Origin of the sequence: Bacteroides reticulotermitis JCM 10512 (assembly GCF_000517545.1) — a bacterium.
GTDB lineage: Bacteria > Bacteroidota > Bacteroidia > Bacteroidales > Bacteroidaceae > Bacteroides > Bacteroides reticulotermitis.
Map to the genome: position 1 here is coordinate 103,262 of NZ_BAIV01000017.1, position 14,382 is coordinate 117,643.

10 protein-coding genes are annotated in these 14,382 nt (G+C 43.3%); 8 read left to right on the top strand and 2 right to left on the bottom strand.

What is annotated here, in order from left to right; all coding sequences use genetic code 11:
- The first annotated feature begins 324 nt into the window (after positions 1 to 324).
- Genes JCM10512_RS11800 through JCM10512_RS24845 form a run of 8 tightly spaced genes read left to right on the top strand, consistent with a single transcriptional unit; the run spans position 325 to position 11,097 of the window.
- Entirely contained in the window at positions 325 to 1,689 is a 1,365-nt protein-coding gene (locus JCM10512_RS11800) for an IPT/TIG domain-containing protein (RefSeq protein WP_044163286.1), read from the top strand.
- Positions 1,690 to 1,711: 22 nt separating this feature from the next.
- Positions 1,712 to 4,816, top strand: a complete 3,105-nt coding sequence (locus tag JCM10512_RS11805) for a SusC/RagA family TonB-linked outer membrane protein (RefSeq protein WP_044163288.1) — start codon at positions 1,712 to 1,714, stop codon at positions 4,814 to 4,816.
- A 17-nt stretch (positions 4,817 to 4,833) separates the two neighbouring features.
- On the top strand, positions 4,834 to 6,813 hold the full coding sequence (locus JCM10512_RS11810; protein ID WP_044163290.1) for a RagB/SusD family nutrient uptake outer membrane protein: 1,980 nt from the start codon (positions 4,834 to 4,836) through the stop codon (positions 6,811 to 6,813).
- A gap of 21 nt (positions 6,814 to 6,834) precedes the next feature.
- Positions 6,835 to 7,806, top strand: a complete 972-nt coding sequence (locus tag JCM10512_RS11815) for a BT_3987 domain-containing protein (RefSeq protein ID WP_044163293.1) — start codon at positions 6,835 to 6,837, stop codon at positions 7,804 to 7,806.
- 59 nt (positions 7,807 to 7,865) lie between these two features.
- A complete protein-coding gene (locus tag JCM10512_RS11820; RefSeq protein WP_044163295.1) occupies positions 7,866 to 9,503 on the top strand; it encodes a LamG domain-containing protein in 1,638 nt (545 codons plus the stop codon).
- 18 nt (positions 9,504 to 9,521) lie between these two features.
- Entirely contained in the window at positions 9,522 to 9,929 is a 408-nt protein-coding gene (locus JCM10512_RS23885; RefSeq protein ID WP_244437138.1) for a hypothetical protein, read from the top strand.
- On the top strand, positions 9,923 to 10,495 hold the full coding sequence (locus tag JCM10512_RS24840; RefSeq protein ID WP_369346469.1) for a glycoside hydrolase family 76 protein: 573 nt from the start codon (positions 9,923 to 9,925) through the stop codon (positions 10,493 to 10,495). Before JCM10512_RS23885 ends, JCM10512_RS24840 begins: the two co-directional genes overlap by 7 nt.
- Entirely contained in the window at positions 10,471 to 11,097 is a 627-nt protein-coding gene (locus JCM10512_RS24845) for a glycoside hydrolase family 76 protein (RefSeq protein WP_369346470.1), read from the top strand. Before JCM10512_RS24840 ends, JCM10512_RS24845 begins: the two co-directional genes overlap by 25 nt.
- Positions 11,098 to 11,218: 121 nt before the next feature.
- Here the strand turns inward: JCM10512_RS24845 and JCM10512_RS22780 are convergent, their stop codons facing one another.
- Both JCM10512_RS22780 and JCM10512_RS11830 read right to left on the bottom strand, forming a co-directional pair.
- Entirely contained in the window at positions 11,219 to 11,389 is a 171-nt protein-coding gene (locus JCM10512_RS22780) for a hypothetical protein (protein WP_158332214.1), read from the bottom strand.
- A 1,626-nt stretch (positions 11,390 to 13,015) separates the two neighbouring features.
- Positions 13,016 to 14,371 (bottom strand): sigma-54-dependent transcriptional regulator, encoded by a 1,356-nt coding sequence (locus tag JCM10512_RS11830; RefSeq protein WP_044163297.1) that lies wholly within the window; start codon positions 14,369 to 14,371, stop codon positions 13,016 to 13,018.
- Between the last annotated feature and the right edge of the window lie 11 nt (positions 14,372 to 14,382).

Below are 14,382 nucleotides of genomic sequence, written 5' to 3' on the forward strand. Positions count from 1 at the left end.
TTGCTCGCTTATAAATTGATGGATCGGCAGTTAATGCTGCCGGTCTCATATCCTATGCGTGTATTTGCACTTTTTGAAAAGGAACTTTTGAAGAGAACCGATATTATAGAATCATGCCAAAGTAGTAAGCTTCCCTGCCGTGCAATGTAAAATTCAACTATAAAATATGATAAGCTAGCCAAACGCTCTACTTTTGCTGATACATAAAATGTCTAATTTATATTTCTAATAACTATGACCCAGCAACACGATCCTCCAATTTGAGTAATGCATTATATCGTATTTACTATCTTTTTATTTTGTTTGAATTAAATTTAATAACTTATGAATTTAAAACTATTAAAACGCCTCAGACCAGAACTTGGCCTGTTTTGTATCCTTGCTATATCAGTCTTTTGGGGATGTAGCAACGAACTGGCTCCGATAAATCAAAGTCAGGCTTTGCCTCCTAATCTGGATGCACCAACTGTTTTTGAAAGCTTCTCTCCCGACAGTGGCGGTATCGGAACCCAGTTGATTATTCGTGGTAAGAACTTCGGTTCAGATCCTAGTTATCTAAAGGTAACAGTAAATAATAAACCGGCATCCATTGTGGGAGTATCCGATGATATAATCTATGCCATCGTTCCGGCTCGTGCCGATACCGGTTACGTCCGTTTATTTGTAGGTAAAGATGATAATATAGAGGAATATGCTTCTCAAACCAGATTCCGCTACCAGTTCAAACGCAATGTGACGACTATGGTAGGCCAACCGGGAGAGAATGGTCGTGACGATGGTAGTTATGCGGCAGCTAAGTTACAGAGAACCTGGTTCCTGTTGACGGATAAAGATGGATCCGTCTTCTTTATAGACGAAGGGCGTGGACAAGAGCAGAATGGTGCCTTGCGTCGTGCGCGTAGTGGCGAAGTCGAAACGTTAGTACAATGCTCTAGCGGACCGTTTCAGTCTCCAACCTGCCTGGCGTTCAGCCCGGCTCAGGATACGCTTTATATCTCTCAGTATTCATATACCGATGAAAATAATACAAAAACGGATTTCAATATTCTCTATGTAACTCGTGAAGGTGGGTTTGTGGATGTAAAAGGACTTAGTCGGTTCAAGAAAGGTGGAACGACCGGAATAGCTGTGCATCCCAAAACAGGAAAGATATTTTTCCAGAATAAAGGTACCGGTTATGTGTATCGTTTTGACGGAGCAGACAATGAAGACTACACACCTCTTTTCAAAATCAACAACGCTACGGGAATAGAAACTCGTATGACTTTTAATACGGAAGGTACCATTCTTTATATAGCGGTCTGTAACCGGCACTGTATTTATAAAGTTCCCTATGATGCAAATACCCAGACATTTGGAGTGCCTACTCTTTTCGTAGGTTCATGGGATGAAAGTGGATACGTAAACGGTACCGGCGCAACAGTTCGCTTGGCTAGACCGGAGCAATTAGCCTTTGATGCCGATGGAAATATGTTTGTGCCGGAACGAGAGAATCATATTATCCGCAAGATTACTCCGGCAGGTTCCGCTTCTTTATATGCTGGACAACCGGGACAAAAAGGCTTTGGTGATGGATTACCCGAAGAAGCTAAGTTTAATCAGCCGGAGTGTGTGACCGTTTATCCGGACAACTCTGTATATGTGGCCGACCGTGACAATCATGTTATCCGCCGCGTGACTGTAGAATAATAATCTATAAAAAGAATTATCCATGAAGAATATTCAAAAATATATTGTATTGCTCTTGATAGCCATGCTGTTCATGCCGGATCGTGCGTGGGCACAGGCGAACAAGCAAGAACTTATAATCAAGGGTGTGGTAGAAGATGATCTCGGCCCTGTTGCCGGCGCATCGATTATTGCCAAGAACCAGCCGGGTGTAGGTACCATTACGAACTTAGACGGAGAGTTCTCCATCAAGGTGGGGCCGTATGACGTGATTCAGGTTACTTTTATTGGTTATCAGATAGCCGAAATACCGGTATTGTCTGTCAAAGACCGAAATAACCTAAAGGTGAAGATTGTGGAAGATAGCCGCAAGATTGATGAGGTTGTGATTACTGCCAGCGGTATCCAAAAGAAGAAAACTCTAACGGGTGCCATTACGAATGTGGAGATAAAACAATTGAATTCTCCGGGCGTGAATCTTTCTAACTCGTTGGCGGGCGTAGTGCCGGGCATCATAGCCATGCAGACGAGTGGTGAACCGGGTGAAAATATGTCGCAGTTCTGGATTCGCGGTATGAGTACATTCGGCGCTAAATCCGGAGCCTTAATTTTAGTGGATGGGGTCGAACGTGATTTTAATGAGATTCCGGTAGAAGATATTGAATCTTTCTCCGTACTAAAGGATGCGTCGGCTACGGCTATTTATGGGCAACGTGGTGCGAACGGTGTTGTTTTGATTACAACCAAGCGTGGGGAGAAAGGGAAAGTAAAGATTAATGTTAAGGCAGGTTTCAACTGGAATACTCCGTTGAAAGTTCCCGAATATGCGAATGCTTATGATTGGGCACGTCTGGCCAATGAGGCCCGGAGCGGTCGTTACGAGACTCCGCTTTATACCAATGAAGAGATGAGCATCATCCAAAATGGTTTGGATCCCGATTTATATCCGAATGTTGACTGGAGAGATTTGATGTTAAAGAAGGGGGCGCCGAGTTATTATGCCAACATGAACTTTTCGGGAGGTAGTGACAATGTACGTTATTTCGTATCCGGTCAATATACGAAAGAGGATGGACGTTACAGAACTTCGAGTTCTGAAAACAAGTATAACACCAATGCTACCTATGAGCGCTTTAACTACCGTGCGAATGTGGATATGAACTTGACTCGCACCACCATATTGAAGGTGAGTGTAGGAGGTTGGTTGGTAAACCGCAACTCTCCTTCCAGTAGTTCGGATGATATTTGGAAATCCTTTGCCCTATATACTCCTTTGTCTTCACCACGTAAGTGGTCTACCGGGCAATGGGCGCGGGTGAATAATCTGGAGACGCCTGAATACCGGATGACACAGACCGGATATCGTACGATTTGGGAGAATAAACTGGAAACCAGTGTCGCCATTGATCAGGATTTGAATTTCATAACAGAAGGCTTGAAATTCTCTGGTGTATTTGCCTTCGACACCTATAATAGAAATACGATCATTCGTTCTAAGTCTCAAGAACTATGGGAAGCACAGAATTATCGGGATGAAGATGGTAACCTGGTTTTGAAAAGAGTACAGAATGCCAGTGCGATGAGCCAAAATAAAGAAGTAGTAGGAGATAAGCGTTATTATTTACAGGCATCACTCGACTATACCCGGTTGTTTGCTAACAAGCATCGATTAGGAGCATTTGCTATGGTTTATCAACAGGAAACTTCGGATGTTAATTTCGATGCGAAAGATCTGATGGGATCTATTCCTCACCGTAATCTGGCATATTCCGGACGCTTTACCTACGCGTATAAAGATAAGTACATGGCCGAATTCAACTGGGGATATACCGGTTCGGAGAACTTCGAGCATGGCAAGCAATTTGGTTTTTTTCCAGCTGTATCTGCCGGATGGGTTATTTCTGAAGAACCTTTTGTGAAGAAGGCTTTGCCTTGGTTGGATATGTTTAAGATCAGAGGTTCTTACGGTGAAGTCGGCAATGACGAATTAGATGGCCGTCGTTTCCCCTATATCACTTTAGTAGATACGGATGATAGTGGATCTTATACATTTGGTGAGTTCGGTACAAATAAAGTGCTGGGGTATCGTATCAAAACGTTGGGAACGCCTTATCTGACGTGGGAGATCGCTAAGAAATATGACTTTGGTGTGGATTTCAGTATTCTAGATGGCAAACTCACCGGAACGATCGATTATTTTATGGATAAGCGTGATGACATCTTTATGAAACGTAATCAGATGCCATTAACCACCGGGTTGGCAGACCAGACTCCTATGGCCAATGTGGGTAAGATGAAATCTACGGGTTGGGATGGAAATGTCGCTTATACCCAACAGGTTGGTCAAGTGAATTTGCAGTTTCGTGCTAACTTCACGTATCAAACAACCGATATTCTAGATAAAGATGAGGCTGCTAATGAGTTGTGGTACAAAATGGATAAAGGCTTTCAGTTGAATCAGAGCCGTGGATTGATAGCTTTGGGCCTATTTAAAAATCAAGAAGACATCGACAGTAGCCCTTCGCAGAAGTCATTGGCTAATAAAACGATACTTCCCGGAGATATTAAGTATAAAGATGTGAATGGAGATGGTATAATCAATGATGATGATATGGTGCCTCTGGGATATAGACAGCAACCGGGGCTTCAGTATGGTCTTGGTATGAGTGCTAACTGGAAGAATTGGAATCTTAGCCTGTTGTTTCAGGGTACCGGCAAATGCGACTTCTTTGTAGGTGGCTATGGACCTCATGCTTTCCACCAGGGACGTACGGGTAACATCTTACAGGAAATGGTCGATGGTAATCGCTGGATTCCTCAGGAAATCTCGGGAACAGCAGTAACCGAGAATCCGAATGCGGATTGGCCTCTTATGACTTATGGCAATAACAACATGAATAACCGGGCATCGACTTTCTGGTTGAAAGATCGGAAGTATCTGCGTTTGAGGAATGTGGAACTATCTTATGATTTCCCACAGACCTGGACACGTAAATTCTTTGTGAGTAATTTACGAGTTGGATTTATCGGGCAGAACCTGCTTACTTGGGCTCCGTTTAAATGGTGGGATCCGGAAGGAACAGAAGAAGATGGAAAGAACTATCCGATAAATAAAACGTATTCATGCTATCTCCAGTTTAGCTTCTAATATAAAAACAACGAATTATGAAAAAGATACTATATACCATATTGTTGACTTTAGGTACACTTTCTTTCTCATCATGTACCGATTATATCAATGTGGACAAATATTTTTACGATCAGGTCTCTTTGGACTCGGCGTTTTCTAAACGCGTATATGTCGAAGGATGGCTGTCGAGTGCGTATGGCGTAATGGACCGTATTGGTGAGTATCGCGAACCATTTCGCTGGGCTAGTGACGACCTCTATCATCCCGATATGCAAGAATATGTTGAAGGCAATTACAGCGCCGATCATCAGATAAGTGATGATAACCGGAATGAATCACGTTTGTGGAAGTATTACGAAGGAATCCGTAAAGCCTCTACCTTTGTGGAGAATGTCGACCGTTGCCCGGAACTGACCATGGATGAGAAAACGGATATGAAAGGACAAGCTCGCTTCTTGCGTGCCTACTGTTATTGGGCATTGATGCGGGTTTATGGTCCGGTACCGTTGATTCCGACAGAAGGTTTAGATGTTAATCTCTCGTATGAAGATCTCTCTTTGCCACGCGAACATTTTGATGTTTTGGTCGATTTCGTTGATAAAGAGTTGTCCGAAACTGCTCGCTCTCTACCTACTAAGAGAACGGTTAATAACCTCGGACGCCCAACTCGTGGGGCTGCATTAGGACTTCGTGCCCGTGTACTACTTTACGCTGCCAGTCCACTCTACAATGGGAATACCGATCTTTTTAATGTAAAAGACTGCTATGGCAAACAATTGGTGTCTCAGACTTATGATGAAGCAAAGTGGGCGAAAGCTGCTGCTGCCGCTAAGGATGTGATTGATTTAGCTACTGCTTCCGGCTTGTATGAACTCTATGTTATACCGCCTAGAGCTACCGTTCTGCCATCTCAGCGCCCTCCTCATAATGATCTGTATTCGGATAAGAATTATCCCGAGGGATGGGCGAATGTGGATCCGCTACTGTCGTATAAATCAATCTTCGATGGTACTATCTTGGGCTCAAAGAATCCGGAACTGATATTTACCAGAACAAAAGAAGGGACGGGGCACATCAATGACTGGGCCTATCAAGCTACTCCAAAAACATTGAAAGGAAACAATCGATTAGCAGTTACTCAAAAGCAAGTGGATGCCTATGCGATGAATGATGGACGTTCGATCACGGAGGCTCAGGCTGCCGGTGACTATCAAAAGGAAGGCTTTACCACACAAGCCTATGCTACCACCAATCCCTTCCTGCCTGCTAAGGTTAGCTTGATGTACAACAACCGTGAGCCTCGCTTCTATGCATCCATAGGGTATAATGGATCGCTTTGGGAGGCTTCCAGTGCTTCCGAACCGGAGTTTCGCGATTTCCAGGTATTCTACTATCGCGGATTAAATGACGGTAAGCAGGGATTCAAAGAAGACTGTCCGCTTACAGGTGTTACTTTGAAGAAGTTCTATAATCAGGAAGACTCCCGAACTGAAGGTGGATATTTAGTTGCTAAAACCGAAATGACTATCCGTTATGGAGAAATGCTATTGATTTATGCTGAGGCGTTGAATGAGTTGAGCGATGGACAGGTTTATCATTTAGCGACTTATACAGGTGGTGACGTTGCAATCCAACGCAATGTAGACGAGATGCGTTACGCCATTAAACGTATTCGTATGCGTGCCGGAGTACCCGATTACACCGATGCGACTTATAACAACCGCAATGATTTCCGTGTGAAATTAAAGCGAGAACGTCAGATTGAATTGTTGGGCGAGAACAGCATGCGTTACTTTGATTTGCGTCGTTGGAAGGATGCGATGATAGAGGAAAACCAGTTGTTGCAAGGATGTAACATTAATATTAGTGATGACGAAAAGCGCATTGCCGATTTCTATAAACCGACAATCATCACCTCCGTGCATAAAGTTTTTGAACAAAGAATGTACTTGTGGCCTTTCCCTACTTACGAATTGAAGCGTAACGTGAATTTGACACAAAACCCAGGATGGTAAAACTAATAAAATGAGCTTGTTATGAAAGAAATAAGATATATATATGGAATAATGGGGTGCCTTCTGGCCACTGCAATGGCGGGACTCACTTCTTGTAACGACGGTTTGGCCGATGAACTGTTCATGAAGAATTCATACATCGTCCATAACGGATGGCAGGAATATGCCCTGGAAGTAGCCGAAGACAATACAACGATGCTGCCTATTTACTTCGGGGTAAACGGAACCTCCGGGAATGATAAAGAAATTGTGTTAACAGTAGAGCTTGATCCGGATACATTAGCCGGGTATAACTGGGATAAGTATAAGAATCAAACGAACCTATATTATAAGACATTGCCGGAAGAAGCCTATGCTTTTGATGCTAATTCATGGACCATTCCGAAAGGTGAGCTGAAGGCAACAGCAACTGTCAAAATCGATCTGAATAAGATCGCTGAAGTAGGAAGCTTATACGACGATTATGTATTACCGATACGTATAGCTTCTTCGACCGGTGAACCTATGGGGCAGAATAAGTATACTAAAGTATTGGCTCACATTGGTTTCAAGAACGACTACTCCGGTACGTATAGCGGTAAAGGCGTTATTACACAGCAAGGAACAACATATAAGACAGAGATCACCAGTACGCAACTCTATGCGATTAATAATGATATCTGCTATATGTTTGTGGGTGAAAAAACACGTGCCAACACGTCGGATTATTTAAATTATGTGGTTGAGATAGAACGCGATGAGTGGGGAGGTGTTACTCTGTCCAGCAAGGTAGCCGGATTGCAGTTTAAGCCATACAGTGCCAAACTCAGTCGTAAGTATACATATAATTATAATGATCAACGTTACTACACCGAGATCACGACTGTTGAACTTGCCTATGAGTATCTGGACTCAACACAAAGCGAACCCTTGAGAATGTCGTTCGAAGGAACTTTCTCCATGTCTAAAGATGTGCTGAGAGTTGAATATCCGAATGTAGATGTAGAAGAGTAATTCACTTTTTTCCGGCTGAATAATTCAGCCGGAAATGTTAAACCCTAATTATAATATATATGAAAGTTATAAAGTATTTCGCTCTCTCGTTATTGATTTGCCTTTGTGCTTGCAACGATGATGACGACAACCGGAATAGTGAGGCTCCCGACAATGCGGTTGAGCTACAGATTGATACCAATGAAATCAATATAGCGCAAGGCGACACCCGTATTATAAACATAACATCCGGTAATGGAGACTATGTTGTGACTTCAGCAAATGAAGAAGTCGTGACGGCAGAGATCGATGGTAACACCGTGAAATTAACCGCTGTCAAAGGGCAGAACAATGCGCAGGGCGTAGTCTATATCAATGATAAGTATTTCAAACGTGCTAAGATTCTGGTGCATACGGCCGCAGAATTCGACTTGAAACTAAATAAGACGCTATTTACCCTCTACTCACAGGTGGAGGGTGCCGACGAAGCGCTGATCAAGATTTATACCGGCAACGGAGGTTATTCGTTGGAAGTGATTGACGAAAACAAGTGTGTGGAAGTTGATCAGTCCACACTCGAAGATACGGAAACGTTTACAGTGAAAGGTATCGGTCAGGGAAATGCCGAGATCAAGGTGACGGACCAAAAAGGCAAAGAGGCTTTCGTCAATCTGAATGTGATTGCACCCAAGCAGATCACTACGGATGCTGATGCGAATGGTGTTTTGATAAAAGCGAACCAAGGTTCTCAGCAAGTGAAGATACTTACCGGTAACGGCGAGTATAAGATTCAGGACGCAGGTGATTCGAAGACTATTCGCTTGGAGGTGTATGGCAATGTGGTAAAAGTGACCGGAAGAAAACCCGGAGAAACCTCATTTACTTTGACTGACGCGAAAGGGCAAGTATCGCAACCTATCCAGGTGAAAATTGCGCCTGACAAACGTTGGTATATGGATTTGGGTAAAGAGTATGCCGTATGGACGCATTTCGGAGAGATGACCGGCGACGGGCTGGGAGCTATTAAAACCGCGACGAACGACTTTAAGTTGAAGAAAATGACTTGGGAGTTGGTTGCCCGTATTGATGGAATGAACTGGCTGCAAACCTTTATGGGTAAAGAAGGTTACTTCATTCTTCGAGGCGGTGACTGGGAAAACAACAAAGGCCGACAGATGGAGTTGGTAGGTACGAATGATAAGCTTAAACTCAGAACCGGACACGGAGCCTTTGAACTCGGAAAGTGGTCGCATATCGCATTGGTGGTAGATGGCTCAAAAGGCAAAGATGATTATAATGAGAAATACAAACTCTACATCAATGGCAAGCAGGTTAAATGGGACGATAGCCACAAAACGGATATCGATTACACGGAGGTAGATCTTTGTGCCGGTAATGACGGTGGAAGGGTTAGTATCGGTAAAGCTAGTGATAACAAGCGTTTCTTGGATGGTGCTATACTTGAAGCACGTATTTGGTATGTGTGTCGTACGGAAGAACAACTTAAAGCCAACGCATGGAATCTTCAGGAAGTAAACCCTGTAGGCTTGTTAGCTCGTTGGGATTTCTCGGCCGGTGCTCCGACTTCGTATATTGAAGATGGAACCAATTCCGATCACGAGTTGTTGATGCACATCTCGAAGTATGATAGTTGGAATGATACTGAATTCCCTATAACCAGATTTGTTGAGGCTCCTATTGAATCGCCTTTTAAGTAACCTTTAAATCGAATTAAAATGAAAATAATATTCAAGCTGTTTACATTCACTCTATTGGCTCTGCTTCTCCTACCGTCTTGCAGTGATGATGATAAGTCGAAGTCAGAAATGAATGATCCCGTTAGTGGTAATATTTCTCCCGTAGGTTCGTTTGCTGTCGAAGCTACCGGTAATGAGAATGAACTTCTGGTGAAATGGATAAACCCGAGTAACCGTGATGTGGATATGGTAGAACTCTCTTATCGGGATGTAGGGGTGAACTTATCCCGGGCTGTTGATTTTACGCCGGGGCATATTATCTTGCAGGTGGAGCGTGACTCGCTGCAAGAGTATCTGTTGAAGCTTCCTTACTTCTCAACTTATGAAGTTTCGGCGGTTGCTATAAGCAAAGCGGCAAGCGCTCCGTTGCCGAAACTCGTATGGTGATGCCTTATCATGAGAAAGTAGAGGAACCGGAATTGAAGTTACCAGCCATGTTGGGACGTGCGCATTCGTATATGACTTCTGTTATTGGCTATTATTTTGGTAAGAGTTCCAGAAGCTGTTGGCGCAGTAATTATCCTTATGATGGAAAAGGTTATTGGGATGGTGATGCGCTCGTTTGGGGGCAAGGTGGAGGCCTTTCGGCTTTTGTCGCTATGCGTGAGGCAACCAAAGAGAGTGAAGTGGAGAATATGTATCATGCCATGGATGATATGATGTTCAAAGGCATACAGTACTTCTGTCAGTTAGATCGTGGAGTGTTGGCCTATTCTTGTTATCCGGCTACAGGTAACGAACGCTTTTATGATGACAATGTCTGGATCGGACTTGATATGGTGGACTGGTATGTAGAAACCAAAGAAATGCGTTTCTTAACGCAGGCCAAGGTAGTGTGGCGTTACCTCATTGATCACGGCTGGGATGAAACTTGTGGGGGAGGTGTACACTGGAAAGAGTTGAATGAGCATACTAAGAGCAAACACGCTTGCTCTACCGGCCAACGGCCGTAATGGGATGCAAAATGTATCTGGTCACGCACGAACAGGAATACCTGGATTGGGCAATCAAATGTTACGACTATATGTTGAATGTTTTGCAGGATAAGTCTGATCATCTGTTTTATGACAACGTACGCCCCAATAAGGACGATCCGAATTTACCGGGAGATATTGAAACCAATAAGTATTCTTATAATTCCGGGCAACCTTTGCAAGCGGCGTGTCTGCTATATAAAATCACGGGAGAGCAGAAGTATTTGGACGAAGCTTATGCTATAGCGGAAGCTTGCCATAATAAGTGGTTTATGCCTTATCGCTCAAAAGAATTGAGTTTATCTTTCAATATTCTCGCTCCGGGACATGCCTGGTTCAATACGATAATGTGTAGGGGCTTTTTTGAACTCTACTCCATCGATAACGATCGGAAGTATGTAGATGATATTGAGAAGTCAATGCTTCATGCCTGGAGCAGTAGTTGCCACCAGAGTAACAATCTGTTGAACGATAATGATTTACGAGGTGGAACATCTAAAGATAGTTGGGAGATCTTACAGCAGGGGGCCTTGGTTGAACTGTATGCCCAATTGGCCGTGTTGGAGCGAGGCAATCGATAGTGCTGAATCGATAAGGATTTAAACAAAGAAAAAAGCCATCCCTGGAATAGACAAGTGGGGATGGCTTTTTTTGTAGTGTGCTTACTTTTATTCAGCAGACTTGCCGCGAAGCTGTGGGTGGTTATTCCTTGACAGGCTCGTCTTGTGCAGGCTTAGCTACTGTGTCAGTAACTACTGTGTCTTTTACAGCCCCCTGTTCCATAGAAACACTTGCTGCATTCTGAGCCTTTACAAGGAATGAACCACCACAAACAAACATAAACATTGCTACTACTAATACTAACTTTTTCATAACCAGTTACTTTTAAATGATTCTTTTTCTATTTTCAATTCTCTCGTTTGACGTTAAGGAAACGGTTGTTTTATTATTTCTATCTAATAAGGATCAAAGCGCATGCCAAAGATGAATGTGTTGGGTAACTTGCTTTAAATCAGTGTTTATTCTAAAACGGGCAACCGGGGAGAGTGTGCAAAAGGTGTGGAAAGTGTGGAATCGAGTGTGGAATATTTCCACACTTGCCCGTCTGCCTTCCTACCATAGCTACAGCTCCTCTACGCAATGTTTGTTTGTAGCTTTCAGGTTTCAGTTTGCTAGATAATAAGCAGATATACAGTTGAATAAGGCTGAAACCTGAGGCTGAAGGTGGGGATGCCTCTTTCAGTTCCTTTGCCCTGCAAACTCCTTACATAAATTGCCGGGTTAGTGCGGAGAACAACTGAATCGAATCTGATAGAGAAAGGCTGAAGGCCGACTTTGTAATAGGTTTCAGGATTAAGTTATTAATTGCTAGTTGTTTATAGCTGAAACTGAAAGCTGAAAGGGAAAAACAAAACAAAGTATTTAGGCATTGTAATGCGCTATTTTCAGTCAGTTTACTCTTCTTTTTGGGCATGAAAGTAGGATTGCTCCTTTTGCATTACTTGGGCATTCCAAAAGAAGTGGGTGGTTGAGTCAATAGCCCCGGGCTGTTTGAGAAATGCCCTGGGCAATAGGGTAGAATGCCCCGGGCATTTGGCTGAAAGCCCCGGGCAATTGAAAAATGACGTGTCGATTACCCAAAAGTTCGAATCACCTGCAGAAGTATGAGGCTATACATCGTCGTTAATCGATGCAGGAATAGGAGGATATTCATTACTTCCTTTTTAGCTAAGATCTCCCTAAAATCAAGAGAGATAGCCTGCATCTATAAACTAATTAACCGGTAAAATATGAAATTTAAGCGAGCTACAGAATGATACAACACTTTCATGTCATAATCACTTTTTGCTGTAAATTCCTGATTGAAAGCCTGCTACAATGCGCATGCTTTTCTCGGACTGATCTAATCAACAGATAAAGCCGATTTTCAAAGGCCACCTACATGGCTAAAATCGCCCTGCAAATAGTAGGAAACGCCTAGTAAAAAGCATCTTTGCCCATTCTTTTTCCTGTTCCACATCTGTGGAACAGCTGACTCATATATTGTGAAACACGTGTCCCACATAATGTGGAACAGCCGTCGCACAATAGTGCAACAGGAAATAGAAGGATCTAAACATAGAAAAAGATTGCTTAAATCTACGAATAGTTGCGCACGATATGGCTAAGATAAAGACTTGTTTGGTGAATTGAATATTCTGTTTTTTGAGAAAATAAGCAATAGTTATCGTTCCTCAGAATAAAATGATTGAAAAAAAGAAGGCGCATTGCAATTAGTTGATATATTGAACGATACGCAAAAAAGTGATTAAGTCATAAGCGTGTTGCATCATTGTGCAAAATGCTTATATTACCCCCGTATTTTTGCAAGTGATCTAAAAAACAAGGTTGAAGTTAGGCATACGAAACGATTTGCTGACAACGAAGGGTATTACAAAACGCTGAGACTCATGCCAAGTGGATACAAGCGACTAAATGATGAGCGTATCGATAGCTTCTTTAGAGGTCGATGGCGTATAACTTCAATTTATTGTAAAGTGTTTTACGGTCGATGTTTAGCAACTGCGCGGCTTTGCTTTTGTTGTTACCCGTTTGGCGCAATGCTTCTAAAATATGCTCTTTTTCGGTCTCCTCGTTGCGTAGGGCGATGCTGCTTCCTCCCAAAGAGGGTGTTTCTTGCAATTCTTCTCCTAATTCTAAAGGAGTGATGAAACTTCCTTGGGCCAGCAAGGTGGCGCGTTTCACTATATTCTTCATTTGGCGCAAATTACCGGGCCAATGATAGCCAAGTAAGACCTGCGAGGCTTTGGAGTCAAACCCGATCAAGTGTTTGTCTAACTCTTGGTTAGCCTGATCGAGGAAGAAATTGGCAAATAGTAAGATGTCTTCTTGCCGATCTTTAAGGTCGGGTATGCGTAGCGTGAATTCATTGAGCCGGTGATACAAGTCCTCACGGAAGGTTCCTTTTTCAATCGCTTGCTCCAGATTTTCATTGGTCGCACTCAGGAGGCGAACATCCACCGTTATTTCCTGCATAGAACCTACCGGACGCACTTTGCGTTCTTGCAGGGCACGTAGTAATTGGATCTGGACTTCATAACTCAGGTTGCCTATCTCATCCAGAAAGATTGTACCTCCGTTGGCGGCTACAAAAGCACCGGTCTTATCGGCAAGTGCTCCGGTGAATGAACCTTTTACGTGTCCGAAGAATTCAGAAGCGGCTAACTCTTTGGGAATAGCGCCACAGTCTACTGCTATGAAAGGTTGACTGCTGCGTTTGCTGAGTTGGTGAATCCGGAGGGCTACATATTCTTTTCCCGTTCCACTTGCTCCGTTGATCAACACAGACATATTGGTTGGGGCAACGAGGCCTACATAACTGTATAATTGCTTGGCGGCGTCACTTTCTCCTTCCATATAGGAGGGATTTGCGTCCTGCTTGGGCGCGGCTGATGAACCGGAGGCCTTGGATGGTGCAGCAGGTGCGAGCGGCTGTTCTTGAGAAGCTTCCGCTATTTTCTGAAGCAACTCTTCCGGGTTAACCGGTTTGGCTACATAATCTCTCGCGCCTAATTTAATCGCCTGAACGGCCGATTGAATATCCGCGTATCCGGTCATTATGATTAATGGAATGTTGAACCCCTGCTCACTCATCCATCTCAGTAGAAAAATACCATCTTGGTCGGGAAGGCGCAAATCGGACAGAATCAAGTCCACCGCATTCTCTTCAATATGCTTCCGAGCGCGGGCTATATTGCTTACCGATGACACTTCAAACCCTTTTTTGCCTAACCAGGTTTTCAGCATCATACCGAATGTTATATCGTCTTCAACTATCAATATGGATTTAATCATGTCGTCTTTTT

What these genes read in the sequence shown, in the direction of transcription:
- JCM10512_RS11830 (WP_044163297.1), bottom strand. Translation starts at nt 14,371, where the DNA reads ATGATTAAATCCATATTGATAGTTGAAGACGATATAACATTCGGTATG.
- JCM10512_RS22780 (WP_158332214.1), bottom strand. Translation starts at nt 11,389, where the DNA reads ATGAAAAAGTTAGTATTAGTAGTAGCAATGTTTATGTTTGTTTGTGGT.
- JCM10512_RS11800 (WP_044163286.1), top strand. Translation starts at nt 325, where the DNA reads ATGAATTTAAAACTATTAAAACGCCTCAGACCAGAACTTGGCCTGTTT.
- JCM10512_RS11815 (WP_044163293.1), top strand. Translation starts at nt 6,835, where the DNA reads ATGAAAGAAATAAGATATATATATGGAATAATGGGGTGCCTTCTGGCC.
- JCM10512_RS23885 (WP_244437138.1), top strand. Translation starts at nt 9,522, where the DNA reads ATGAAAATAATATTCAAGCTGTTTACATTCACTCTATTGGCTCTGCTT.
- JCM10512_RS11810 (WP_044163290.1), top strand. Translation starts at nt 4,834, where the DNA reads ATGAAAAAGATACTATATACCATATTGTTGACTTTAGGTACACTTTCT.
- JCM10512_RS24840 (WP_369346469.1), top strand. Translation starts at nt 9,923, where the DNA reads ATGGTGATGCCTTATCATGAGAAAGTAGAGGAACCGGAATTGAAGTTA.
- JCM10512_RS11805 (WP_044163288.1), top strand. Translation starts at nt 1,712, where the DNA reads ATGAAGAATATTCAAAAATATATTGTATTGCTCTTGATAGCCATGCTG.
- JCM10512_RS11820 (WP_044163295.1), top strand. Translation starts at nt 7,866, where the DNA reads ATGAAAGTTATAAAGTATTTCGCTCTCTCGTTATTGATTTGCCTTTGT.